This is a genomic window from Amphritea sp. GJ51-11 (genome assembly GCF_055808735.1).
The window spans coordinates 801,599-826,923 of record NZ_CM147881.1 but is presented as its reverse complement, the minus strand read 5'-3'; the positions used below and the strand labels follow the sequence as shown (position 1 = coordinate 826,923).

Sequence of the window (25,325 nt, the reverse complement as noted above, 5' to 3'; positions counted from 1 at the left end):
AAAGGATATAAAAAAACCGGATCAGATGATCCGGCTATGGAAAAGGGAAATGAATAACGCTATTAGAATGACTGGGTCACCCGAATCCAAGCGCTACGACCGGGTTCAGCCACTTGGAATGGATCAGGATTGATCGAATCATCACGACTTTCATGCACGGTATACGCCTTGTCCATCAGATTATCCACACCGGCTTGTAGGTTTAAGCCATTATCAAATTCATATTGAGCATGCAGGTTAACGACGCCATAGCACGGTGTTTTACGTACATCTTGACCACCACAGTAACCGCTACCGGCTAAACAGATATCATTCTGATTAGACACCAGCTGCCACTCGACGCCCATTTGCAGACGGTCTTGCTGATAATCCAATGAGGTATTGAGTTCTAAAGGCGCGATACGTGATAGCGATGTGTCATCATCCAGATTATTACCCACCGTCCATGCTAAGGCACTACCTAACTGCCAATTGGCATTGATTTGATAGCCAGCTTCTAACTCAGCACCGTACAGTTCAGCGTCAACATTGCGATAAATATCGCGGCTTTTAGAGCCTGCAGCGACGGTCTGCCGTAAAATATAATCATTAACTTGATTATACCAGCCGGTTGCCGACCAGTTCAGCGTATCAAGATTACCCTGCAGGCTGACCTCTATTTGATGATGCTTTTCAGGTTCTAACAATGGATTGCCTATCCAGTCACTGGTCATCGTTGACCGAGCCATATAGCGCTCCGTTGCATCGGCGGTACGAACACTGCGAGATAAAATAGTTTCAACACTATACTGGTCGTTTAAACGGTGGGTCCAGCTAGCGAAACCGCCCACATTATCTTCATTGCGTTGCTCACCGGCTCCGGCAGGCGCGCCAGCCATCGACCAAATCGCCGCTGGCGTCATACCACCTACCACTTCATTCCGACGTGTTGCGACAGCACTAATATGATCATAACGCAGCCCTGCACGTACAATATCATCTGTACTCAGAACCTTTTCACTCTCTGCGAAAACACCCGTTTGATCAATTTCAACACCAGGCCAAAGCAGACGACTTGCTACTCCAGCACTGTTCTGCAACTCTGCATCGCGGTCATTGTTTTGCATATCTACACCAAAAGTCCAAGCAATATCCGCCGCCTGAGCATCAAAGATTAACCGCCCACCTTCGGTATCGGAGGTAGAAGGCGCCTGCATCTTCATCATTCCGGCGGGACGCAGGCTATAGTTATCCATATTGTGCTTCACATCCGACTTATACAGCTCCAGCTGGACTTGCTGCAACACCCCCTGCTCAAACTCATGAGTGAGTTTTAAACGAGTAGTATCAGCATCAGCATAGGGGGAATCCATGCCTGCACCCGCAAACAGAACATCATCCTCTTCCTGCTTTTCATAGCTAGCTTCGATGGTGGTGAGATCCGTCAGGCGGTAACCCACCAGCAGCGATTTCGATAAGCTTTCAAACGATGAGCGAACCTCATTGCCATCCCCATCATCATAGTTATCAGCTTCCGCTTTATGCGCAATAACTCGGATATAACCCTCATCGGAACCGGCCGCAACATCCGCTCCCAGTTCATAACGATTACCATTACCGTGATAACTAGCGCTCAACTCACCGGCATAACTATTGTTATCAAATTGAGGCCATTGACGCTCAAACAGAACGGTACCACCGGAACCGCCGCCACCATAAACCACGGTACGGTTACCCTTAATAACGGTGACGCTGTCATAGCTATCCACCGAAGTATAAGAGGTCGGCGGATCCATACGGTTAGGACACCCTCCGTGGATATAAGCACCATCCAACAGAATATTCAGTTGAGTCTGGCTCTGCCCTCGAATCACAGGATCAATCGAACGCCCCCCCATCCGAATACCAGACACACCACTCAGGCTCTGCAACAGCTCACCACCATCAGTCGTTGGCGATGCCTGAACCGCAGCGGTTTCACTGTGTACCGTATTCTCAACCTGCGGGAGGCCTGATGTTATTTCAATCACGAGAGGTTTATCATCATGGCCTGCAAAAGCCTGTGCCGAAATCGTCGCAGCAATAGCCAGCGACAGCGTTGTTTTGATCATACAGCGTTCCTTAGCAGCGGAAGGTTATAAACTGCGCGTATTGTAGAGTGACCACCCTCTACTGAGATGTGACAGGATGCCGCAGTTGCTGTGACATAATGACGCACCAATTAAAAGGAACTTATTGAAAGCGAGTTGGGAGTCAACAGCGCGGGACTATTCCTCCCCTAAAGCACGCCTAGAATCGAGAGATGTAAATCGTATTCAAGGCTGCTGTCGAACCTCTGTTATTGCACTAAATGCCCCCATATCAAATAACCGGAGTAACAACAGCCTACTGCCGATAAAAACTCCGAAGTATTGTGACTTAAACGTATTCGAGTCCTCTGAAAACCAGCTACAATTCATCTATTACCTCAGCCAACCCCCTACTCATCAGTAGACCCATACAAAACATCTGCGGTAACGATAAACAAGACTCTAGGACGTTTAATGATACCTTTCGACATTACCGCTGCAATTAACATCATGGGACTATCAGCCTGTGCCGTATTCGCCATCTCAGGTGCGCTTGATGCCGCACGTCAGAAGATGGATATTTTAGGCTTTATGCTTATAGGCACTGCCACCGGGTTGGGAGGCGGTACCCTACGGGATGTATTACTGGGTAAACTACCGGTGCTTTGGATCCGAGAACCCGTCTGGATTATCGTCTGTTTGATAGCATCCGCTGTTACCTATTTTATTGCCCCCAAACTGGCATCAAGAACACGAGCACTGATCTGGATGGACGCCGTGGGTATCGCCTTGTTTGCTGTCGTCGGCACTGAGATCGCCCTGGTATTCGGCACTTCTCCCCTTATCGCTGTCTGCATGGGGGTAATGACTGCCAGCTTTGGTGGTATTGCCCGCGACCTGCTCTGCGGTAGCAACCTGACCCTAATGAATGAAGAGCTCTATATCACCACCATGTTGGCCGGCTCCGTCACCTATTTAATCCTCGGCGAACTCAACCTACCCGACAACTATGACCTGATAGGCGGTTTTTTGGTGGCCTTTGTACTGCGAGCCTTAGCTATTGTGTTTGAACTAAAACTACCCAATATATACCACCGATAACCCCGTCATTTACGACGCTCAATTTAAAGGTGGCTGGTGTATGCCACCGGCTAAACCATAGGATTAACGATATGGATTTCATTCAAACCCAACAGGCTGGATTTGCCCTGCGCCACGGCACCCCAGATGATGCCGCCTTGGTCGTTGCTTACATGAAGAAGTTAGGCGCCTATCAAAAAATGTTGGATAAAATCACTGCAACCGAAGCCAGTATTCGTCAACGGCTAAAGAATAAGCAAGGCGAAGTGATTTTTGGCGAACTTGAAGGCGAGACCGTCGGTTTTATCTATTTTTATCAAAACTCGTCAGCTTTCACAGGACAATCGGGATTATATATTGATGGTTTCTTTATCGATCAACAGGTCCAGTCTAAAGGACTAGGACAGACGATGATGGCCTATATATCAAAACTGGCATTACAGCGCGGCTGCCAACGGCTGGAGTGGGGATGCCTCGACTGGAATGAACCCGCCATCAAGTTCTATCGACAAATGGGAGCATACAGCGTTGATGAGATGACGATTTATCGTTTTTCAGCAGAGCAACTTGCCCAGCATGCCGCACGTTTTTAACCTTAGGATTCAAACGCATTAGGCACTGTACCTTCTAACAGGCCTGCATGTTGACAGAGCAGAGCATCTTTCCAGCCCTGAAGCCGATAATCGTCAGTGGCACGGGGGCGAGAAAGATCAACGGTTTTATCGAGAATCACCCGGCCGGGAGCCGAGGAAAGAAAGATAATCCTATCGGCTAGTTGAATCGCTTCATTAAGATCATGAGTTACAAACAAAACTGTCGGTTTTTGTTCAACCCATAACGCATATAACAATCTGCGTAATTTATCGGCATTCGGCGCATCCAACGAAGCAAACGGCTCATCTAACAACAGTAGATCTGGCTGAGTCAGAAAAGCCCGAGCAATACTCACTCGACGCTGCATGCCTCCTGACAAGTGCTTCGGGTAACAGGCTGATTTACCCGCTAGACCTACCTTTGCCAACATCGATTCAATCGCCGCCGCATCTGCATCGGGCTGCACCAAACGCAGGTTCTCCGCTACGGTCAACCAAGGCATCAGTCTAGGCTGTTGAAAGATATATCCCAGCTTACAGTCCGGCTTATCCTGCAAAGGGCAACCATTAAGCTTAATCTCACCGGGCGCACTAGGCTCTAACCCAGCAATCATATTTAACAACGTGCTTTTACCTGTGCCTGAGGGGCCAAGCAAAGCCACAAATTCACCGCAAGACAGTTTAAACGACACGGCATCAAGCACCTGATCAGGGCTATTGCGATAAAACTTACCCAACAGTGAAATATCAAGACTGACCATATCCCCCCCGAGCGATATAACGATCTAGGGGACGCATAATCAGTCCCTCTAGCAGCAAAACAATAGCGGCAAACGCTAGGGTATAAGCGAGAATACTGGCGATATCAAAAAACTGGAAAAAACTACCCAACTGAAACCCCACCCCATCACTGCGACCAAGCAACTCAACCACCAGTACAATTTTCCAGATCAACGACAGGCCTGAACGGGCTGAAGCCATAATAAATGGATAAAGCTGGGGTAGATAAACCTTAAAAAAGTAACGCGCTGGCGCTACCCGAAACACTTTCGCTACCGCCAGTAAATCTTGGTCAACCACCCGGGCACCTTCACGTACCATCACCACCACGGTAGGAATTTTATTAATCGCCACGGCAGCAATAGCTGCCGATTCAACCAAGCCAAACCAAACATAGCAAAGAATAATAGTCACTAACGCTGGTACATTAAGCGCCAGAATCAAGATAGCATCACCTGCTGCATTCAAGCGAGGAAAGGCCCCCATCATCATGCCAATGACGACACCCAGAGCCATCGCAATGATAAAACTCAGTAACACTCTGACCATCGTCACTAACAGATGATGCAGCATATCGCCTTCAAGCAGATGGCCACGTAAACTTGCAAACACCTCAAACACACTCGGAAAACGACTATCATTCAGCAACATAGCGGCAAACTGCCACAGAAGAAACAATACCAGCAGTGGTAACACCGCCAGCGCTAGCCGCCGACACCTCACCATTATGGCACTCTCCGCGCATCAACCTGACGCATCCCCAAGGTAGCATCCGGCATCCAAAAGAGTGCCCGGTCTAATGTCTGCGCCCCTCCGGTAAGTTTTTTACCGCCCTCCTGAGCCAAGATCCCATACAGTGTTGCCAGTCCGTCCAGCTCGGTAACACCAAATTGTTGTTGCACTCCAGCACGATAGCCCTGCTTCAGCGCAGTGAAAATGTGTTCGTCTTCGGCCCGCGTTAAATGCCGAATACGTTGCCACTCCGCATCAGACGTTAATAATATCTGCCGAGCTGCCCGAGAGGCATTTAAAAAAGCACCCAGCGACGCCTGCTGTTGCTGCAGCATCTCATCAGTAAAGATCCACCCTAAAAGAGGCACCTGATGCTTCACACCTAACCCTTTAATCATTTCCTCGACGGTAAGAATGGGTTTAAAACCACGGGCCTTAAGCCGTGCGCTATAATGCCAAAAATTGAGACTAGCAGGCAGCTTGCTGTCATACATCAACTGATTCAGTAAAGGTGGCGCGGCGAATACCGGCTCTATGGCAGCGACCATATCTCGACCGAGTACCTGCTTACTATAGGCCTGCAGCAGCAACCAGCTTTTATCCACAGAGCCGCCGGCAATGCCTAATCGCAGTCGCTTTGCCTCCGCGTTTTGCAACCAATAATTTAGTAACTCATCAAGGGACGATGCAGGGCTATCTGCTTGAACATAGAGCCCCCCTGTTGCTGAAGATACCGGCGAAAAACCAAATAGCCGTTGATTGAAGCGCTGACGGTTAACCCACACCCAATCACCATAGATAAGATCCACAGCCCCGCTTTGTAAGGCGACTGCACTGGCATTTTTGCTCCCCACCGGCATCACCTCTAAGGAGAAGTGGTATTTTTCATCGAGTCGATGATGGCGTATCACATCCATTTCCCAATTAACCGTACCAAATTGCAATACCGCCACCCGCACTAATGGTCGTGTGTCCGCATATAATGCTGCCGATGGCATTAATATCAGCGCAGTAACGACCATGCTGATGGCGTACGTTCTTAGCTCTTTAAACGGCACACACATAGTAAGCCGTTTTAACCCTGTCGTTGTTATCACTGACATGCCTAAAATAAACGCGCTTAAGATACGCCCCATAAAGGGCCTCAATATCAGGCTGAATGCAGCAGCGTAATAGACAATCTTCATAACAGCCTCCCAATGATTAAATGCTCAGATACCGTGCCCGTTCGGCACATCTATCGCTCATCACCCGATAAGAAAAAATGGGCATATCGTATAAAACACCCTGAAGGGGAAAGAATAAATAAGGTATCAGATACGATAAGCCAGACAACACAACCCCATAACACTGCTATCGGTAAACGGGCTTAAAGGTCTCAAGGAACAACGGTCTCTCATCTAACGAGGTTAGCAAAAACAGACTCCGTTAATCATTGTACGAAATAACTAAATACACCGTTAAATAGGGCTATAAAGCAACGCGAAATACGAACACAACAAACACACCTCAGGTACAACACAATCCGTTCGAGCAAAGTAGCGCTGTATCCTGACGGCGGTTTTACATACACTGTTAATTACCCACACACTCCCTAATGAATAATGTTTCAAACCATGATGCAGCCTCAGACACCGCATACAACAATCACTCGCCAACAATCTTCCACCGTGGTCGGCGGTTGGTCTGTGGCCGTGGGACGGGCTTTGGATGCATTAGGGTATGATGGCGATCGTTTACTACAGGCAGCAGGTGTCGATCTAGCGAAAAAAAGAGACAACGATATTCGTTTCTCCTCTGACAATACCCGTCAATTATGGCGTTTGGCGCTGGCGGAAACCGGCCAAGAGGATATCGGCTTACGGGTGGCTGAATATGTTTGCCCAACCACCTTTCATGCACTAGGATTTTCACTCTGGGCCAGTAGTCACCTGCTCGATGCACTTCAACGCATGGTGCGTTTTGAAGTCTTACTCAATGATGGTTGTACTCTGTCGCTTAAGGCGTCAAACAAGCAAACCTTCGACTTCTGCATGCAGGTAAAAAAATCCGCTCAGCAACCTTTGGTCGCCGATGAAGGTGTCGATTACTTTCTCGGCGCGGTGGTGAAAATGTTTCGCGATATGTCCGATCAGCACTTTTCACCCCAAGCGGTCAGTTTTACCCGCTCAACCCCAGCTAATCCCCTCCGCTGGGAAACTTACTTCCAGTGTCCGGTACTGTTCGGCCAGTCTTGCAATCATCTGCAACTAAGTGCCGAACAACTTAATCGCCCTCTCCCCGCAGGCAACCGTTTATTGGCAGAGCAAAATGACAAGCTGGTTGAAGAATATCTCCAACGACTACAGATGGCCGACCTTCGTGGCATCGTTCGCAGTGCTCTGATTAATCTGATGCCCCTCGGACTGACAACCTTAGATGCGGTTGCCTGCGAACTAAAGATGTCCCCCCGAACCCTACAATATAAGCTGAGTCAAAACGGCACCCCGCTACAGGCGCTGCGAGATCAGATACGTGAAGAGTTGGCGCGTCAATATTTACAGCATTCACGACAAAACATTACTCAAATCGCTTACTCGTTGGGTTTTTCTGACCCGGCCCATCTTAACCGCGCCTTTAAACGCTGGACCGGCGAAACGCCCACCGCATTCCGTGCCCGTCATTTAGCGAATCCGACAACGTAATTTGTCATAGGAGCAACTCACCGTTGCGCTAAAAAGCGTCTGTCTTAAATGGTAAAAGCTTTGCTTTAAATGGCAAAGACGTATGCAAAACCCACCGTATACTCACGCTCAATGGATATTTGATCCAGCACGACTATTCAAATAAAAAAACAACTGAGGTGAGTTATGGGCGAATTAGTTCTAGCAGCAAAAGTAACACATGTGCCATCGATGTTTATTTCTGAACAAGAAGGACCGCTCAACGGTATCCGCGAATCAGCTATTCAGGGGTTGCATCGCATCGGGGATATGTGTCGTGAGCTAAACGTTGATACGGTGGTTATTTCAGACACCCACTGGCTTGTGAATGCCGGTTTTCATATCAATGCCAAGCCGGATATGTCCGGTGTGTTCACCAGCACCGAGTTTCCACATTTTCTTAATAATATGGAGTATAGCCACAGCGGTGACCCCGAGCTGGGGCAACAGATTGCGGCTATCGCTACCGCTAACGGAGTCAAGACCCTCTGCCATCATGAAGTAGCGACCCTTGAACTACAGTACGGTACTCTGGTGCCACTGCGCTACCTGGGTATTGGTAACGATATCAAGGTGGTCTCCATCGCCGGTTGGATGTATGACGCAGATATGGAAGAGTCTAAACAGGTTGGCGAAGCGGTGCTTGAAGCGATTAAACAGTCCGACAAGCGCGTGGCCTTCCTTGCCAGCGGTTCATTATCCCACCGTATTCCACCCAACAAAGTGGTTGGCGACTACATGTTCAAAATCAGTGAGCCGATGAACCAAGAGATTGATTTGATGGTGCTGGATATGTGGAAATCAGGCAAAGCCAAAGAGTTTCTTGAAATTCTGCCGAAATACGCCAAAGACTGTGCGGGTGAAGGGGGTATGCACGATACCGCGATGCTGTTTGGACTATTGGGTTGGGACAGCTATACCGGCTGTGCCGAAATGATGACGGAGTACTTTCCAAGCTCTGGCACTGGACAGTGCAATGTGATTTTTCCTGTGTAACCCAACAAAGTATGTCGACCGGTTACAGCATACTGCTAGATTGATCTAACCCTCATCTGTAGATAACCCCGCGTATCGACTACTCATTGTCGATACGCTGGGGGCTTCCATGCGTTAATTCGTCCTGCTTTCCCGCCAGCAATGCGCCAAAGCAAGCGCGATTACTTTGATGGCTGTTTTTCTGCCAACATCAGTTGCTCGGCCATCTGCGTTTTAATTAACGCCACCTGTTGTTTGAATTGATTACGTTTCTTACGGGAGATAGTCTGTACTACCGGAATAGGTGCCGTCATGGCGTTCACCGGACGACCATTAACATGCAGTTCATAGTGCAGGTGGGCGCCGGTCGAGCGACCAGAATTACCCGATGCGGCGATCTTTTGCCCACGGGAAACCTTCTGCCCTTTACGCACATAGGCCTTACTCAGGTGCAAATAACGAGTTTTATATTTACGGTTATGCTGAATCTCGATATAGAGACCAGCATAGCGATGCTTAATAACTCGGGAAACTACGCCATCACCTGCGGCTAACACCGGCGTGCCGATACCCACCGCAAAGTCGGTGCCATTATGGGGCCGGATCAGCTTGGTAATGGGATGACGACGCCGTGGGTCAAACCGTGAGGAGATACGATAACGTTTTGCCAGAGGGATTCGCTGAAAAGCTTTTTCTAAACTCTCACCATCGGCATCAAAATAGTTATCATCAAACAAAAAGGCTGATTGTTTGCGGATCGCACCATCATAGACGAAGCCCTCAATAATACTGTTGCCGGTATATTCACCCTTAACATATTGACGCGATACCGCCAGCTGAAAACGATCGCCTGCACGCAGGTGACTTCTGAAATTCATCCGTTCTTTCAGTAAATTGGTTACCTGATAGGCCTCAGCAATTCGCGCACCAGCCCGTTTCATTGACCGTGGCAGATCACCTTCAACAGTGCCGCTGATAATTTCCCGACGATAACCACCCTTCTCGATAAACTCTTCAAACTCAAAGTCGCCCTTCGCGCCCCGATCAAAGGTCACTTGATAGGTCAGGCCAGAACGGAAGATAAACTGCTTAAGCCCTGCGTCATCAAAATTAAATCCCAACTGGTGACCGGGCTGAATGGTATCGAGAGCCAGCAAGTTAAGATCGGCTTCCATCAATTTATAAAGGGTCGCTTGGGAGATATGCAAACGACTAAAGATAGTACTCAGGGTATCGCCCTTCTGCACCACATAACCGATAGAAGGGTTATCGACGGCGCTCGGCTCATGTGAAAACTCAAGCGGTTCGTCAACCACCTCTGCGGCGCTATCCGCCGTCGGTAACTCAAGTTCAAGTTCGCTCCTGAACTGCCCCGGTGGAACAGACACAGCAGAACTATTATCCGCTAGCATCAATGACACCAGCAGAATAAAACAAACACTTCCCAAGATAATGCGATGGGGGGTGGGTAGATGACTCAACACAGCTTTAGTTAAGCTAACAAACGACCGCAGTCGTGCACTTATATTACCGATTTTCAAACGCTGTCACTCTGCCTCAATACTGCTTAACGATAGTCCATACCCCATTGGCTGATGGTGTGACCACCAATGAAGAGGATTGTTCAGTAAATTATGCCTGAAAGATGACAGGATTACCCCCCGCCCGATAGTGGTATTAATGCTTTCTGCTACAATAGGCGGCTGTTATCGAGTATTTTCAATCCAGTGTTTCGGAGAGAGTCCTTTGACCCAGTTTCGCCCCTGTATCGACCTGCACCAGGGTCAGGTAAAACAGATTGTTGGTGGCAGCCTAAATGACCAAGGCGCTAAGACTAACTTTGTCAGTCAGTATGATGCTGAATACTACGCCACTTTATACCGCAAACATCATCTGACCGGAGGTCATGTCATTGCACTGGGGCCTGGTAATAAAGAGCAAGCACTGAAAGCGCTCGCAGCTTGGCCCGCCGGCTTACAGTTTGGGGGTGGCGTGAATAACACCAACGCTGCGGAATTTATTGCAGCAGGCGCTTCCCATGTCATCGTGACCTCATATCTGTTTGATAACGGCCAATTCAGTTGGCAACGATTAGAGCAGATCAAAGCGATCACCGGAAAAGAGCGTTTGATTCTCGACCTGAGCTGTCGGCGCACCACCAGTGGTTGGCACATCGCCACTGATCGCTGGCAGACCGTCACCGACACCCCGGTGAATGCTCAGACACTGGCAGAACTGAGCCAGCACTGTGCAGAATTTCTAATCCATGCGGCGGATGTCGAAGGTCTACAAGCCGGCATCGATGAGGAATTAGTCAAGCTACTGGGTGAAGCCTGCCCGATCCCGGTGACCTACGCGGGCGGTGCCCGTTCCCTTGACGATTTAAAGCTAGTCGACCGTTTATCCGCCGGTAAAGTTGATCTTACCATCGGCAGTGCACTGGATATTTTTGGTGGCAACGGTGTCACCTTGGAGCAATGCATTGCTTGGAACAACCGTTAAAACTGCTTTAATTGCGCTGCTGCTGTTCATCAGTGGTTGCAGCGATCGCGCAGAACTGAGCTACGTCCCTGCCGACGGAGTTGTTCTAGCCTTTGGTGATAGTCTCACACAGGGCGTTGGCAGCACGGATGGCGGTGACTATCCTCATCAGTTGCAACAACTCATTGAACGTCGAGTGATCAATGCCGGTGTCGCCGGCGAAGTCAGCGCCGAAGGCTTACAGCGACTGCCAACACTGCTGGATGAATACCAGCCCACACTGTTAATCCTGCTAGAAGGCGGTAACGATATTCTGCGCAATCTTGATAAAACGAAGCTAAAACAAAACCTAGCACAGATGATCTCACTGGCGCAGCAACGTCAAATCGATGTTGTGCTATTGGCGGTGCCGGAAAAATCACTATTTTCCAATAGCGCACCACTATATGGAGAGTTAGCGCAGGAGTACTCCTTGGTGTGGGAACCCGAGATCATTGCCAACCTGCTGCGCACTCCGCACTATAAATCGGACCCGGTGCATTTTAATAACCAGGGTTATCAAGCACTATCACAGCGTATCGCCTCTCTGCTAAAAGAACATAACGCTTTATAATAAATGGAATTTTTCCGTTATTGTAAAGTCTGATTCTGAAGTTCACCGTTATTCAAACCACTATTCAAAACCGGACTGTTGTAAAAATCTATGTTGATACGAATTTCGTCAATGATGCTGAGTGTAATACTGACCGGCCAGTGTTATTCAGCCAGCCAAACGAATCAAGAAAGTCTGCAAGTAACGCAAGCATCACTCACTGACTTTCGTCAGCTATCGATCCGGGTGCTGGCCGCTTACAAGACTCCGCCCCGCTATATCGGCTCAACCCCGAAATGGCACCTATTTCTCAAGAAAGAGAGCCGCAAGGCTGTTGGTAAACGGTTTAGTACCATTTTTGGTTATAAAATTCCGCGCAAACACACTATCGACAACGGCTGGGATCTAGCGCTACCGATCCGCATTGATCCAGACCGCTGTCCTGAGGTAAGCCATTATAGCGATGACAGGCGCCGCTTTAGCCTTCCAATCGGTGAAGAGATAGCCGACCGCTGCATGGGCATCAACGCAAAATAAGCCGCAAACCGAACCGCTGATCACCCTAATATCGACCCCCATAAACGATAGTTCAGCACTCACGGACAATAAAAAAGCCGCTTCACGCGGCTTTTGATCCCCTTCAAACTCAACATCGTTAACCCAACCCGCGGTGTTAACGACGCCCCTGAGTCAAAACTTTTTAAGACACCTTGCGCCCAAACATACGCGCCAATGAACCATCTTTAGTCGACAGTTGCAGCTTAACGGCCGCCGCAACATGCAGCAGAACCGCCGCGATCATCACCTTTGCGCCCAAGCCATGCACAATGTGCCCGGCATCAGCCAACAACTCTATTTTATCGCCCCCCGGTATTAGGTTTAGACCAAATACCGCGACCGGATAACCATTACCAACCGTCATTAAAATACCGGAGATCGGCATCAACACCGTGCCGACTAACAAAGTCAGATGCACAATAGTGGCGACTTTTTCCTGCCACTGCTCAACCGGCGTCAAACGCTGCGGAAAGCCGTTACGAATACGCCAATAAATGCGATACAGAGCCACCAATAGAATAAGCACTCCGATCGATTTATGAATACCAACTAAAGCGCCTTTATCGGGGCTACGCGGCAGGTCTTCTAAATACATACCGAAAATAAGACTGCCGATAATCGCCAGCGCAATGATCCAGTGTAAAAACACCGTAGTTTTAGTGAATTGAGTGCGACTATCCATCATGAATTCCAATAAGCGTTTGATCTGCTAACTCTAAATCTTATTGATGAAAAACATAAGTCATGTAGGTGTTAAGAAAGGTAAAGTTTTATACTGAGGATAAATACCAACATTTTTACTCCGCATCACCTTCTTTAGCCTAATTATTAAGGTTATTTTAAGGTTTAATGATTAGACTGAATGTAATCAATTCGTCATTCCGTCTGGAGTACACACTATGCGCAAAACAACCCTCGGCAAAGTGGGCATCACGCTACTTTCTTGCAGTATCGCGGCCACCGCCTTTGCAGGCTTTGGCGATCTTCTTAAAAAAGTAGAAGATAGCGGCAAGCAGCTGCTAGAACAAAAACAAAGTACATCTACATCATCGGGCGCTGATAGCAACCTTAGCTATGACACTGTAATTGCCGGCCTGAAAGAAGCACTGGAAGTCGGTAGCCGCAAAGCGATCGAATCCGTCAGTCAGAAAGATGGTTATTTTAGTAATGAACTCATCAAAATTCCTTTACCCGATCAATTAGAACAGGCAAGCAGTCTGTTGAAAAAGTTCGGCCTAGGTTCGCAGGTTGAGGCATTTGAGCTGAGCATGAACCGCGCCGCCGAACAAGCAGCGCCCGAAGCAACCGAAATACTGGTCGGCGCGATTAAAGAGATGAGCATCGAGGATGCCCGAACTATTTTGAATGGCTCGGATGACGCCGCTACCGAATACTTCCGCGAGAAAACCTCAAGCAGCTTAGAAGCACTCTTTCGCCCATCGGTTAAAAGCTCGATGGATCAGGTTGGGGTGACTAAATCCTATAGTGACCTAACGAAACAAGCGGCTCAGGTACCGATGGTAGGCGATTTCGCTGAAGACTATAATCTTGAAAACTATGTCACTAAAGGCGCATTAAATGGCCTATTCACCATGCTAGCGACCGAAGAGAAAAAAATCCGTGAAAACCCAGCTGCCCGTACCACCGACCTACTAAAACAAGTATTCGACTTTTAAGGAATCATAATGCTTAAGAAATACCTGCTATCGATATTACTGAGTGTCACGCTGTTCAGCCCAGCGTTTGCTGATGATCTAAACCCTGTCGTGGTGATGACCACCAGCGCTGGAGTTATCGAGCTCGAACTCATGCCGGAGCAAGCACCACTCACCGTGGCCAACTTCCTGCGCTATGTTGATAGCGGTTTCTTTACCGACACGATTTTCCACCGAGTTATCGATAACTTTATGATTCAAGGTGGCGGATTTAGCGCTGATCTGGAGCGTAAGGACACCCTACCTCCGGTCCGTAATGAATCGGCCAACGGTCTGCCCAATATGCGCGGTACCATTGCCATGGCCCGCACCAATGATCCTCACAGCGCAACATCACAGTTCTTTATCAACCTGAAGAACAACGACTTTCTCAATGCCAACGGCCCTCGTCCGGGCTACGCCGTATTTGGTAAAGTGATCAATGGGATGGATGTAATTACTCAAATAGGCCATGTACAAACCGGCCGCCAAGGACCATATAGCGATGTGCCTGTTGAGCCGATTGTGATTCAGAGCGTGGTATTGAAAAACAACCACTAAAGAAAGATGTCGATCGAAAAAGACTTGCGAGCATCAATGATGCAAAGCAAGTCTTCTTACTGACTTTCTGAGCGTCGAGTGAGTCGCTCTTTCTGCAACCTTCGAGCAATCCGCTACGAAGGTCTTTCCACCGCCACATAAGCACCAGCTAAGGTCATTGCAACCTTGTTACCCTGACGAACCTCAACGTCTAGATTCAGTCGGGCCCGCCCTTTGCTATCCATATACGCGATAAAACCATCTAGCTCGGCTTGCTCGGGAAGCGTCGTTGTTGCCGTAAAATCACCCAACACGGGCGCTAAATATTTGAGCTGACTATCGCGAATCATCACGTCACAATCACGTCCCTGCTCGCGTAGATACAGGGTCACAATAGCCCAGCCGCAGAGGGTTGCCAGAGTCGCTAACGAGCCACCAAAACCGGTGCCTTTATCGTTAACATTAGGAGCCAATGCCGCCGTCAGTGTTAATGATCGACCATCATAAACCGGATCACCTAGTCCCATATGGCCAATCAATGGAATCTGCTCTTTCAGCCATAATTGAAAGAGATCTGCTGTTTGTTGATGATTCATCCAGTTAGCCCTGCTCTATCGTTTGAACAATCAGCTCCAATCGCTGACAAATTGGCTGATATCAGGCTGGGGAGCCTTACGTTGCCGTATCGGTGTGCCGACGTAGAGATAACCCACTATCTGTTCATCCGCCTGCAACCCTAAACCCGCCATCACTAGCGGATGATAAGCCAATTCGCCGGTACGCCAAATGGCCCCTAAGCCCTGAGCATGAGCGGCCAATAACATATTCTGTACCGCACAACCGGCAGCAAGAATTTGTTCCGAGTGAGGTACCTTGGGATGATCTTTAATAGCCGCAATCGCCACAATAATCAGCGGTGCTCTTAACGGCATATTTTTGAATTTCGTTTGCTGTTCAGCAGAAAGCAACTGATCCGCTGCCATTGCACTCAGGTAGAGTTCACCCAGCTTATGGCGCGCATCACCCGCTATATTCAGAAACCGCCATGGCTGTATCGCACCATGATCCGGCGCGCGAAGAGCCGCACGGTACATATTCTCCAACTGCTGAGGGCTAGGCCCAGGTGCTTCCAGCGCAGCGATGGAGACTCGCTGATGCAGATTATCCAGTGCGTCCATGTTAACTCCCGTTATTGGCGGCTTAAACGTAAATTCACAGGCTGACCCGCCTCACTACTACGCCAAGGGTTAATATCCAACCCTCCGCGTCGTAAATAACGGGCATAAACCGTTAGTTTCTCTGGTTGGCAGCGCTGCCAAATATCCATAAAAATCGACTCGACACACTGTTCATGAAAATCACCGTGCTCACGATAAGAGATCAGGTAGTGCAGCAAACCGGCTTTTTCGATAGCGGGGCCTCGATAGTCAATCGAAATACTCGCCCAATCGGGTTGTCCGGTCACCGGGCAATTCGATTTCAGCAGATGACTATATAATGCTTCTTCCACCACCGCACCCACCGCACTAAGACGCTGTGGAGCAGGGCTATAATCAACCACCTCAATATCCAAGTCATCTAAGCACTCACCCTTAAAGTGACTGATCGCAGCGCTGTTATCGACCGGCAATAACAACACCTCAACCGCACCACCAGCCGCCGCAGATAAGTCTTCAACCATACGCACCTGCACCTCAGCTTCACTCTCGAAGCGGGTCAGATTAAACGAGTTGAGATAAAGCTTAAACGATTTCGACTCAACAATATGGCTACTAGCAGCGGGAATACGAAACTCGGCCAGCCGAACCACCGGCTTTCCTCGGCTATTTAGCCAAGAAACTTCATAAGCGTTCCAGATATCACATCCCTGAAATGGCAGTGCAGTGCGATCAACGCCCTGAGCCTTCCAGTTTAGATCCCGCGCAATCGGGTATAGCAGCGACCCATCGTACTGATTAACATAGGTAGTATCAGCCCCCAGAGGCGCATGATCTAGGGCGTTTTGTTGATCTTTCATCTGGCGAACCTCGCTACTGTCGTATACCTTTGCCGGTATTGAGCAAATACATGGAATAACTGAACAACACCACAATCACACCGATGATCATGGCATAAGCCAGACCGATATTAATATCACTGACACCTAAAATGCCATATCGGAAGGTGTTGACCATATAGAGTATGGGGTTCAACTGGGAAACGCCCTGCCAAAACTCAGGCAACAAACTGATGGAATAGAACACACCTCCAAGATAAGTCAACGGAGTTAACACAAAGGTCGGAATGATCGAGATATGATCAAAGCTGTTAGCGAAAATCGCATTAATAAAGCCCCCCAGCGAAAACAAAATAGCGGTTAAAAAGACGATAGAGGTAATCACCCAGAAGTTATGAATATGCAGATCGGTGAAGAACAACGACAATGTCGTCACGATCAAGCCCACCAATAACCCACGCACCGATCCCCCGATGACATACCCTGCCAAGATAATCCAGTTAGGTGTAGGGGAAACCAATAGCTCTTCTACATGCCGCTGAAACTTAGTGCTATAAAAAGAGGACACCACATTGCTGTATGAGTTGGTAATCACCGACATCATAATCAAGCCGGGCACAATAAACTGCATATAATCAAAGCCACCCATCTCACCGATACGTGAGCCAATCAGGTTACCGAAAATAATAAAGTAGAGTGTCATGGTAATCGCAGGAGGTAACAGTGTCTGCCCCCAGATACGCGTAAACCGGCGCACCTCTTTAACCAGCAGCGTCCAAAAAGCAATAAACAGTTGGCGATTATTCATTGTTTTCACCCTTATTTTTGTCGTCTAGGGTTTTATCCACCAATGAAACAAACAACTCTTCCAAGCGGTTGCTCTTGTTACGCATACTGGTCACTTCAATCCCCTGCTCGGATAATTGACTAAATAAACGATTCATCCCCTGAGACTTTTCGACCTCCACACGTAAAGAGAGATCTTTTTCCAGCGTCACCGGATAGCCCTCCAACACGGGACATTCACTCAACGACTGTGCCGTGTCGAGAATAAAGGTCTCGGTATTCAACTGTTGCAATAGGTCTCGCATACTGGAGTTTTTAACAATCACACCCCGGTCGATAATACCGATATTGCGACACAGGCTTTCCGCTTCTTCTAGGTAATGAGTGGTTAAAATAATCGTCGTGCCATTAGCATTTAACTCTTGCAGAAATGCCCACATTGAGCGGCGCAACTCAATATCAACCCCCGCTGTAGGCTCATCTAATATTAACAAGCGCGGCTGATGTATCAGCGCACGGGCAATCATTAAACGACGTTTCATCCCGCCAGAAAGACTCCGCGAGGGTTCATGTCGCTTATCCCATAAACCTAACTTACGTAGATAAAACTCACTGCGTTTCTTCGCCTCTGTCGCAGCAATGCCATAATAGCCGGCCTGAGTAATCAAAATATCTTCGACATTCTCGAACATATTAAAATTAAACTCCTGTGGCACAACACCCAGCTCACATTTAGCCTTATCGGCCTGACTATCGAGGTTGTAACCAAACACTTCGACCTGGCCACTGGTCTTATTCACCAATGAGGAGACGATACCCAGCGTCGTTGACTTACCTGCCCCGTTGGGGCCGAGTAACGCAAAAAAGTCACCTTCTTGCACCTCAAACGAGATACCTTTCAGTGCTTCAAAACCATTTTTGTAAACCTTACGCAGATCTTTGATGGAGAGTGCAGCTGTCATGCAGTTTCCTGTGGCATTGCTAAGAGGGAATGCTGAATCGATTAAACAGCATAGATTGGGGCAGCCGGAGACAATTTCAACGGTTACTGCCACTTAAATTCTGGGTTAAAATGTCGCTTTGCTCTCGTATATAACGCACGGAACACTATGACACCTTATCAGTTTCACCACCTTAATTTCCTTAAAATTGCCTATAACAATTTTATTCATCAGGAACCTTTCACCCTTGAGGAGATTTCGGCTGAAGAGGAGCAGTTTATTCTTGATTTTCAGCAGCTGATTCATGATTTTGAACAGGGTGATACGCAGATCTATCAAGAAGGTGAGCAGTTCCTTGACCGAGCATTTCGTATGTATCCTCAACTGGCGCATCTCATTGCCCGCGACCTTCTCTGGTTTTTCGGCGGCACCTGCCTACATAACATGGCGGATATCGAATTAGAAAAATTCCAACGTCTCGACGAGCTGCGCTTTACCGCAGAAGAGCAAGGCGAAGAGTTTGACTATATCAATACCCGCGCGAGCATTTTCGGGCAAAACTAATAGAGTACTTAATTCGGCTATTTGTTGCTGTAACACTTTACAGCAACCGAAATCCACACTTATCAACTCGTGGATTTCGGCTGACTAAAGTTTCAAATATCCTTCAACGGCTGTGAATGACAGATATATTGCATAAAGGCTTCAGGCGGCAAAGGTTTACTAAAATAGTAGCCCTGAATGATTTGGCAGTTATTCTCCCTTAAGAAACTCAACTGTTCACTGGTCTCAACCCCTTCGGCAACCACTTCCAGCCCCAGCGTATGGCACATCGCTAATGTCGCTTTGATAATCGACTCATCACTGCGATCAATACCAATATCTTTAACAAAGCTGCGATCAATTTTTAACCGATCGATCGGCAATTTCTTCAAATAACTAAGCGACGAATAACCGGTACCGAAATCATCCATCGCCAACGTAATTCCCCGCTCCCGCAGATAGGTTAACTTGCCCACCGCGACCTCAGGCTGACGAATAACAAAGTTTTCGGTCACTTCCAACTCAAGATTCTCGGGACTGAGGCCCGATTCAGACAAGGCCTCTTCAACACTACTGATCAGACGCTCATGGGCTATCTGTTGACCCGCCAGGTTAACCGATACTTTCATGTCCGGCAGACCAACATGAATCCAGGCCTGCATCTGCCGACAGGCTTCACGTAATACCCACTCACCTAAGGGTATAATCAGATCGAGCTCTTCCGCTAAAGGTATAAAGCGATCCGGCGGCAATAAACCGGCGCTAGGGTGCTGCCAACGCACTAAAGCTTCCACCCCGATAACCCGGCTCGTGACAGCATCCACCTGAGGTTGATAGTAAAGTACCAACTCATCATTCTGGATTGCTTTACGTAAATCAGCTCCTAGAGAGAAACGCTCAAAACGCTGATGATCTTTCTCTACATCGTAGATAAAGTAACAATTTTTACCGGCGTCTTTGGCTTGGAACATCGCAACATCAGCATGTTTGATCAGCGTAGCGCCATCATCGCCATGATCAGGGAACAGACTTATACCAATACTCACAGTGACCACAATTTCATATTCACCAATCCAGAAGGGTTGCTGAAACGCTTGAAGGACTTTACTAGCAACCACCTCTGCCCCTTCAAGATCTCGGATACTGGTGAGCAATACACTAAACTCATCGCCCCCTTGCCGCGCCAACAGGTCCGTATCACGAATACACTCACTGATCCGCCGGGTCGCCACTTTCAGTAGTTTATCGCCCACCGTATGACCCAAAGAATCATTAACCTCTTTAAAGCGATCTAGGTCAATGAACAGCACCCCAACATGGCTTCCGGTACTGCGACCCTTTTCAATCGCATCATTCAAGCAGCTCATAAAGAATAATCGATTGGGGCGCTCGGTAAGGGGATCATGATTCACTAGCCACTGGAGACGGCGCTCAGCTAGCTTACGATCACTGATATCCATACCAATACTTAACATCAGCGGTTCATCTTGGGATTTTCGCAACCGTACATGCAGCCAAGAAAGGTCATGGCGATTACCACCACTATCAAGTAACACACTGTCAGTGCGCACTTCCGTTTCCAGACCATCCATCAACCGGCCGGTATTAGATAGGAAGTCGAGCCGCTCTTCTTCCCGCTGCAGGGTATCCAAGAAAGTCGCTTTACGGAATGACTGACTATCGAGATCCATCAATTGCAGACCAAAGTGGTTAACACTGCGTAATTGCCCTTTACCATTCTGGGTAATAATAACCAGCGGTGCGGTTTCCAGCAGGCCGAATAAAAAGTCTCGTTCTTGAGTTAACGCATGACGGCTTTTTTCGAGGCTATCGGTGCGTTCAGCAACCTCATCCTCCAACCCTTCAAGCTGTTCACTCAACAGGACCGAACTTTGAACCAGCAGGTCCCGCTCGTCTTCACCAAAAATAGGCCGTCGGGTGCGAAACTCCGCCAAGTTTTTACGAAACTCGCCAAACTCTCCGCGACTTAACAGCGACATATCCTGCGCCAAACGGGTAAAGAAATGAATCGGTTTTTGTAACAACAGTGACAACAGCACCAAGGCCGTGAGAATACCGCCGAGACCCAGCAGCAGGTAGTTCAATAAACTTTGACGAATACTTAATAAATGGCCTGAGATATCATCCAATACAACCCAATAGGCCTGTCCTTCGCTAACCCCTTTTAAGGGAGAGAAAAGCACCTCGAAATACCGGTCATTATATTCCAACACATAACTCCCACCCCCGGGGTTGAAGCTTTGCTCTAAACTAAGCCGCTCTAACAGTTCCTGATTTTGCGATCGGTTCGTCAAAGAGTTGATCAACAACCCCCAGTTACCTAATTCACCCACGCCAGCGGGAGCTTGCAGTGCCAAGCCAATATCCAACGTGGTCTGCTGTTTAATGTCATAAATAACATCATAGAGAAAACGGCCAACCATTAGCACGCCCTGCTTCTCTCCCGCCATCTGAATAGGAATGGCGACATATCGCAGACATACGGTGGTACACACCAACTTACGTAATGGTCGTTCAGTTTCATATACACGGCGAATATCATCTGCTTGGATATCAACTCTTTCGCCCCAAAAACCCACCATGCGGGCCTGACCATCAAAAAGATACGCAGCATTCACCGAGCCAGTCAGTTGAAACGCATCAAACTTAAGATTAATCATCTGCGTCAGATGGGCCAACGGCGTAGCGTGTTGCTCCTGCGAGCTGTTATCGATCAACGGCAATAGTTCAGCGACTTCAAGCAAGCGCTGATAAGAGGCTTCAACCGAGCCATCGAGGCGGGCCACCTCGGATAAATTGATCTGCTCTCGCTGTAATTTAAACTGCTCATTGAGCTGCGTCAGTGAGAAAAAAGCATACATGCCCTGCACCCCGACCAGCACAACCACTAGCAGGATGAAGATTTTCCACCTGATACTTACAAACTTTCGGTGTACGTCAACCATCATGCTCTATCTCACGATGTCATAGTTTAGAAACGGTAAGTCGCCTGCAAAGCAAAAATATTCCAGTACTTACGTAATTTGGCAGAATCTGGATTATCCTGTTCTGCAGCCCAGCCAGTACCTTCTACATTATGTAGCTCAGCCCGAAATAGCCAGTCCGAATTAGGCCGCCAGCCCACCCCAAGGGTGACATCTTGGCTATAAAAATTATGCGCTTGGCGGGGATAGAACATTTGGCTATTCTCTTTGCCTTTGGGATCATTACCATCCAGCATCAAGTCGTCATAGCGCAGCAACAGGTCCCAGTTATAGTTGAGTCGATATTGCAGCTGTAAATAATAGGATGTTAACGGGGTCTTTGGCCGGGCAGCATAAATACCGCCTAATTCGGTCCAGTCAATGTCATGCACCATATACTCACCGGTTAAGCTCCAGTGTTCGGTGTTGTACTGTGCCGAGAGCATCGCCACGTTCAGCTTAAGATCGCCGTCATGAAATTCAAACTGAGGATCGCCGCCATTATAGTCAAAGGGCACTGTTCCCCCTGCGGGCTGATAACCTAACCGATATTCAGACACTGTTGCCCCAAGCCGAAACCGACCGCTCTCAGTATTGTAAATCACCCGCCCCATAAAGCCTTCTGATTGATCAAACTCACCCACGGCATCCACGGCAAGGTAGGCATACTCAACATTTGTGTCGGTTTGCGGACTGCCATACAGTAGATCAACATCAAGCCAACCACCGGGCACCGATATAGAACCGTACAAAATCGCACCATCGATCGACAACTCTAAATCCCGCGCCTGATCAAAATAGAGCGACTGTGGCAACATAATGCTGGGCCGGGTAAAGGCTACATCACGAGTCTCATTGTAAAAACCAAAAGGGACTTTCAGCCGACCAACCCGCATGCCAACCGCATGTTCTACAGAGTCAGTGAAACGGTAGTCGAGCAGCGCATAATCCAGTTGAGGATCACCGTTGTCTACCTCTCCCGCCTGGCGGGACATCAACTGAACCGCGCCACGTAACTTTGGGGTAAAACGATAGGCCGTATTTAAGCCGATCTCATGAAAGTCAAAACTGCCATGTTCGCTACTTTCACCATAGACGTTGTTTTCATCGGTATAGAAGAAGCCCTGAGTGATGAAGCCATTCACCGAGAAATCATTATCTGAGCCCTCAGCAAAGGCAACGGAGCAAAAAGCGCCCAATCCTGAAACCAGCAGGGCCGAAAGATATTTAAAATTCATCGACAACCCTCACTTTTTCAAGATCTAGCTTAAATGACTCTTCAATATAGCCGATCGCCCCTTTGTTCTGACTGACATTGCGATACATCTCTTCCATGGTATCCACCCGTTCAGGTTCAGAGCCTGCGCCAGTAAAAACCTGACGATCCCATTTATTTCTTAACTGATAAGGAAAAACTTGTAGCTGTTGCTTAACAAACAGGCTGTGTAGAGGATGTCTATCGGGCAACACAAAGACCCGTATCGGCCTTCCATCTGGCCAACGGGTAACGCGCATCGAAAAAACAGCAAAAAGAAAATTTCTGTCGAGTGTTTGTTGTTTAACGTCTTGAGAGACGATCACTGAATGTGCGGAAGCGCTTCCTACAGAAAGGCTCAGTACGACAACAAAGAGCAGTGATATCCTTATCAGCCAGACCATTTAAATGATTACCTATCAAATCATTAAGTTACTGAGTATATACGAAGCTTATAAGACAAAAAATATTCCACAGCAAAAAGCTGAAGAATTTTAGGGATAATGAACAGATATGAGAGGAAAAAAGAAAAAAGTGGCGTCCCATAGGGGGTTCGAACCCCTGTTACCGCCGTGAAAGGGCGGTGTCCTAGACCACTAGACGAATGGGACGCATATTGATGAACTGTATATTGGAGCGGAATATCGGGCTCGAACCGACGACCTGAACCTTGGCAAGGTTCCGCTCTACCAACTGAGCTAATTCCGCGTTACAAAAGGTGGCGTCCCATAGGGGGTTCGAACCCCTGTTACCGCCGTGAAAGGGCGGTGTCCTAGGCCACTAGACGAATGGGACTAAACACATTTGTATCTCTCCTCGTCATCAGAGGAGGCGCGTATATTAATGACTAACCCCACCCCCGTCAAGAAAAAATATACAAAAAATTCATTCAATCGACACAACTGCAGCACGGCAAATAGTTGAGTCTAATACGGGTAAAAAGAATCAGGCTAACGAGCAGCGCTCAGCCACACAAGCAAGCGTAGAAGATGGTCGTACATTAAAGAGGGAAGCCTAAAGATTAAAGCTATACGTCACCGTCAATCGCAAGGTGTTGAGCAATAAGGATGCAGAAAGAATTAAGCCGAAGAAAAATAAAAGTGAATAATAAAGAAGAGAGAGTATCAAGAATGGAGCGGAATATCGGGCTCGAACCGACGACCTGAACCTTGGCAAGGTTCCGCTCTACCAACTGAGCTAATTCCGCGTCATAAAAAGTGGCGTCCCATAGGGGGTTCGAACCCCTGTTACCGCCGTGAAAGGGCGGTGTCCTAGGCCACTAGACGAATGGGACGCTGTGGCTCTGTTTCCAGAAGACGGGGCGTATCTTATTGATCTGGCCCGTTTCGGTCAACCCCTTTCCATCAATTTTGTAATATTTTTTTAGTATTTTTAAAAAATACAGGCTCATGTCTCCAGCCCCGTTAACTCAACACGCCTAAGCCCCTACTATCTCGCCCTCAGCGCCTAAAGTAACCATTCACCATACGGCTCAAAACACTATAAATAGAACCCGACTAATGCACTGTGCGAAAATTCGTCACTTATAAAGGAATCGCAGTACTAAACTTATCCCGCCGAAGTGAGATCAACGTTCTAAACTTACTCAGGTTCGCATCAGTCGATAAATATTGACGGGTGAAACGCTCATAACTTTCCATATCTTCCACCATCAGCATCAAGAGAAAATCAACCTCACCGGTCACCTGATAACATTGCGTCACCTCTGGAACCGATTCCATCTTGCGCTTAAAAGCAGCGTAGATATCCAGCTGATCACGCACCATCTCGACTTCAACAATGACATTTATATAACGCCCGACCAACCGCGGATTGATCAGCGCGACCTCCGCCATAATGACACCAGCCTCTCTCAGTCGACGAACTCGACGCAGGCACGCTGGCGGTGATAAACCGATCTGTTCTGCTAATGCTTGGTTGCTGGTGCGGCTGTCTCGCTGCAGGATATTGAGGATACGCCGATCGGTTCGATCAAGATCAAATAACATAAAGACAACCTATTTGTTAACTTTTAGAAAGTTTGA

General features: G+C 48.0%; 25 protein-coding genes and 5 tRNA genes. 10 read left to right on the top strand and 20 right to left on the bottom strand.

The genetic code is table 11. The annotated features are described in order from the left end of the window. Positions 1-62: 62 nt before the first annotated feature. Positions 63-2,090 carry a TonB-dependent copper receptor gene (locus tag AC0L4K_RS03550; protein ID WP_473268231.1) on the bottom strand — a complete coding sequence of 676 codons (2,028 nt, stop codon included), beginning with the start codon at positions 2,088-2,090 and terminating at the stop codon, positions 63-65. A 432-nt stretch (positions 2,091-2,522) separates the two neighbouring features. On the opposite strand from AC0L4K_RS03550, the gene AC0L4K_RS03545 reads away from it, so the two are divergent. Both AC0L4K_RS03545 and AC0L4K_RS03540 read left to right on the top strand, forming a co-directional pair. Then, positions 2,523-3,149 (top strand): trimeric intracellular cation channel family protein, encoded by a 627-nt coding sequence (locus AC0L4K_RS03545; RefSeq protein WP_417227761.1) that lies wholly within the window; start codon positions 2,523-2,525, stop codon positions 3,147-3,149. A gap of 71 nt (positions 3,150-3,220) precedes the next feature. Next, positions 3,221-3,721: a GNAT family N-acetyltransferase gene (locus tag AC0L4K_RS03540; protein WP_417227760.1), complete on the top strand. Its 501-nt coding sequence runs from the start codon at positions 3,221-3,223 to the stop codon at positions 3,719-3,721. Positions 3,722-3,723: 2 nt separating this feature from the next. Here the strand turns inward: AC0L4K_RS03540 and AC0L4K_RS03535 are convergent, their stop codons facing one another. The 3 genes from AC0L4K_RS03535 to AC0L4K_RS03525 are packed head-to-tail and all read right to left on the bottom strand — an operon-like array spanning position 3,724 to position 6,420. Next, positions 3,724-4,482, bottom strand: coding sequence for an ABC transporter ATP-binding protein (locus AC0L4K_RS03535; protein WP_473268229.1), 759 nt, complete (start codon positions 4,480-4,482; stop codon positions 3,724-3,726). After that, positions 4,469-5,227, bottom strand: a complete 759-nt coding sequence (locus AC0L4K_RS03530; RefSeq protein ID WP_473268227.1) for an ABC transporter permease — start codon at positions 5,225-5,227, stop codon at positions 4,469-4,471. Before AC0L4K_RS03530 ends, AC0L4K_RS03535 begins: the two co-directional genes overlap by 14 nt. Further along, positions 5,227-6,420: an ABC transporter substrate-binding protein gene (locus AC0L4K_RS03525; RefSeq protein WP_417227757.1), complete on the bottom strand. Its 1,194-nt coding sequence runs from the start codon at positions 6,418-6,420 to the stop codon at positions 5,227-5,229. The genes AC0L4K_RS03530 and AC0L4K_RS03525 overlap by 1 nt, the downstream gene beginning before the upstream one ends. Before the next feature lie 429 nt (positions 6,421-6,849). Between AC0L4K_RS03525 and AC0L4K_RS03520 the strand changes: the two genes are divergently transcribed. Both AC0L4K_RS03520 and hpaD read left to right on the top strand, forming a co-directional pair. Continuing rightward, positions 6,850-7,917 (top strand): AraC family transcriptional regulator, encoded by a 1,068-nt coding sequence (locus AC0L4K_RS03520; RefSeq protein ID WP_417227756.1) that lies wholly within the window; start codon positions 6,850-6,852, stop codon positions 7,915-7,917. 165 nt (positions 7,918-8,082) lie between these two features. Then, the gene (gene hpaD, locus AC0L4K_RS03515; RefSeq protein ID WP_473268226.1) at positions 8,083-8,931 is read left to right on the top strand and encodes a 3,4-dihydroxyphenylacetate 2,3-dioxygenase; all 849 of its coding nucleotides are present in this window, start codon (positions 8,083-8,085) and stop codon (positions 8,929-8,931) included. A gap of 161 nt (positions 8,932-9,092) precedes the next feature. Here hpaD and AC0L4K_RS03510 read toward each other — a convergent pair whose 3' ends face one another. Beyond that, positions 9,093-10,322, bottom strand: coding sequence for a peptidoglycan DD-metalloendopeptidase family protein (locus AC0L4K_RS03510; protein WP_473268225.1), 1,230 nt, complete (start codon positions 10,320-10,322; stop codon positions 9,093-9,095). Positions 10,323-10,656: 334 nt separating this feature from the next. On the opposite strand from AC0L4K_RS03510, the gene hisA reads away from it, so the two are divergent. The 3 genes from hisA (at position 10,657) to AC0L4K_RS03495 (ending at position 12,520) form a co-directional block, all read left to right on the top strand. Next, the gene (gene hisA / locus AC0L4K_RS03505) at positions 10,657-11,412 is read left to right on the top strand and encodes a phosphoribosylformimino-5-aminoimidazole carboxamide ribotide isomerase (protein ID WP_473268224.1); all 756 of its coding nucleotides are present in this window, start codon (positions 10,657-10,659) and stop codon (positions 11,410-11,412) included. Then, positions 11,363-12,004 carry a GDSL-type esterase/lipase family protein gene (locus tag AC0L4K_RS03500; protein WP_473268222.1) on the top strand — a complete coding sequence of 214 codons (642 nt, stop codon included), beginning with the start codon at positions 11,363-11,365 and terminating at the stop codon, positions 12,002-12,004. The genes hisA and AC0L4K_RS03500 overlap by 50 nt, the downstream gene beginning before the upstream one ends. A gap of 111 nt (positions 12,005-12,115) precedes the next feature. Next, positions 12,116-12,520 carry a hypothetical protein gene (locus AC0L4K_RS03495; protein ID WP_473268221.1) on the top strand — a complete coding sequence of 135 codons (405 nt, stop codon included), beginning with the start codon at positions 12,116-12,118 and terminating at the stop codon, positions 12,518-12,520. A gap of 163 nt (positions 12,521-12,683) precedes the next feature. On the opposite strand, the gene AC0L4K_RS03490 is transcribed toward AC0L4K_RS03495, so the two are convergent. Continuing rightward, positions 12,684-13,226 carry a cytochrome b gene (locus AC0L4K_RS03490; protein ID WP_473268220.1) on the bottom strand — a complete coding sequence of 181 codons (543 nt, stop codon included), beginning with the start codon at positions 13,224-13,226 and terminating at the stop codon, positions 12,684-12,686. A 214-nt stretch (positions 13,227-13,440) separates the two neighbouring features. Here AC0L4K_RS03490 and AC0L4K_RS03485 point away from each other — a divergent pair, with 214 nt between their 5' ends. Then, on the top strand, positions 13,441-14,217 hold the full coding sequence (locus tag AC0L4K_RS03485; RefSeq protein WP_473268217.1) for a DUF4197 domain-containing protein: 777 nt from the start codon (positions 13,441-13,443) through the stop codon (positions 14,215-14,217). A 9-nt stretch (positions 14,218-14,226) separates the two neighbouring features. Beyond that, positions 14,227-14,796, top strand: a complete 570-nt coding sequence (locus AC0L4K_RS03480) for a peptidylprolyl isomerase (protein ID WP_473268214.1) — start codon at positions 14,227-14,229, stop codon at positions 14,794-14,796. 113 nt (positions 14,797-14,909) lie between these two features. Here AC0L4K_RS03480 and AC0L4K_RS03475 read toward each other — a convergent pair whose 3' ends face one another. The 5 genes from AC0L4K_RS03475 to AC0L4K_RS03455 are packed head-to-tail and all read right to left on the bottom strand — an operon-like array spanning position 14,910 to position 18,519. Then, positions 14,910-15,371 (bottom strand): YiiD C-terminal domain-containing protein, encoded by a 462-nt coding sequence (locus AC0L4K_RS03475; protein WP_417227747.1) that lies wholly within the window; start codon positions 15,369-15,371, stop codon positions 14,910-14,912. Positions 15,372-15,401: 30 nt separating this feature from the next. After that, positions 15,402-15,953, bottom strand: coding sequence for a nitroreductase family protein (locus AC0L4K_RS03470; RefSeq protein ID WP_417227746.1), 552 nt, complete (start codon positions 15,951-15,953; stop codon positions 15,402-15,404). Between the two features lie 11 nt (positions 15,954-15,964). After that, on the bottom strand, positions 15,965-16,792 hold the full coding sequence (gene queF / locus AC0L4K_RS03465) for an NADPH-dependent 7-cyano-7-deazaguanine reductase QueF (RefSeq protein WP_473268212.1): 828 nt from the start codon (positions 16,790-16,792) through the stop codon (positions 15,965-15,967). A 13-nt stretch (positions 16,793-16,805) separates the two neighbouring features. Continuing rightward, positions 16,806-17,579: an ABC transporter permease gene (locus tag AC0L4K_RS03460; protein ID WP_473268211.1), complete on the bottom strand. Its 774-nt coding sequence runs from the start codon at positions 17,577-17,579 to the stop codon at positions 16,806-16,808. Further along, positions 17,572-18,519: an ABC transporter ATP-binding protein gene (locus AC0L4K_RS03455; RefSeq protein ID WP_473268209.1), complete on the bottom strand. Its 948-nt coding sequence runs from the start codon at positions 18,517-18,519 to the stop codon at positions 17,572-17,574. The genes AC0L4K_RS03460 and AC0L4K_RS03455 overlap by 8 nt, the downstream gene beginning before the upstream one ends. A 147-nt stretch (positions 18,520-18,666) precedes the next feature. On the opposite strand from AC0L4K_RS03455, the gene AC0L4K_RS03450 reads away from it, so the two are divergent. Next, a complete protein-coding gene (locus AC0L4K_RS03450) occupies positions 18,667-19,062 on the top strand; it encodes a PA2817 family protein (RefSeq protein WP_417227742.1) in 396 nt (131 codons plus the stop codon). A gap of 92 nt (positions 19,063-19,154) precedes the next feature. Here the strand turns inward: AC0L4K_RS03450 and AC0L4K_RS03445 are convergent, their stop codons facing one another. The 9 genes from AC0L4K_RS03445 to AC0L4K_RS03405 form a co-directional block, all read right to left on the bottom strand. Next, positions 19,155-22,010, bottom strand: coding sequence for a bifunctional diguanylate cyclase/phosphodiesterase (locus AC0L4K_RS03445; protein ID WP_417227741.1), 2,856 nt, complete (start codon positions 22,008-22,010; stop codon positions 19,155-19,157). Between the two features lie 23 nt (positions 22,011-22,033). After that, positions 22,034-23,263 (bottom strand): porin family protein, encoded by a 1,230-nt coding sequence (locus tag AC0L4K_RS03440; protein ID WP_473268207.1) that lies wholly within the window; start codon positions 23,261-23,263, stop codon positions 22,034-22,036. After that, positions 23,253-23,540 carry a hypothetical protein gene (locus tag AC0L4K_RS03435; protein WP_473268206.1) on the bottom strand — a complete coding sequence of 96 codons (288 nt, stop codon included), beginning with the start codon at positions 23,538-23,540 and terminating at the stop codon, positions 23,253-23,255. Before AC0L4K_RS03435 ends, AC0L4K_RS03440 begins: the two co-directional genes overlap by 11 nt. Before the next feature lie 275 nt (positions 23,541-23,815). Then, positions 23,816-23,891, bottom strand: a tRNA-Glu gene (locus AC0L4K_RS03430). Between the two features lie 21 nt (positions 23,892-23,912). After that, positions 23,913-23,988 (bottom strand) — tRNA-Gly (locus AC0L4K_RS03425). Positions 23,989-23,999: 11 nt separating this feature from the next. Further along, positions 24,000-24,075 (bottom strand) — tRNA-Glu (locus AC0L4K_RS03420). 336 nt (positions 24,076-24,411) lie between these two features. After that, a tRNA-Gly gene (locus AC0L4K_RS03415) sits at positions 24,412-24,487 on the bottom strand. Positions 24,488-24,498: 11 nt separating this feature from the next. Further along, positions 24,499-24,574, bottom strand: a tRNA-Glu gene (locus AC0L4K_RS03410). A gap of 250 nt (positions 24,575-24,824) precedes the next feature. Then, a complete protein-coding gene (locus AC0L4K_RS03405; RefSeq protein WP_417227738.1) occupies positions 24,825-25,289 on the bottom strand; it encodes an Lrp/AsnC family transcriptional regulator in 465 nt (154 codons plus the stop codon). Positions 25,290-25,325 lie beyond the last annotated feature (36 nt).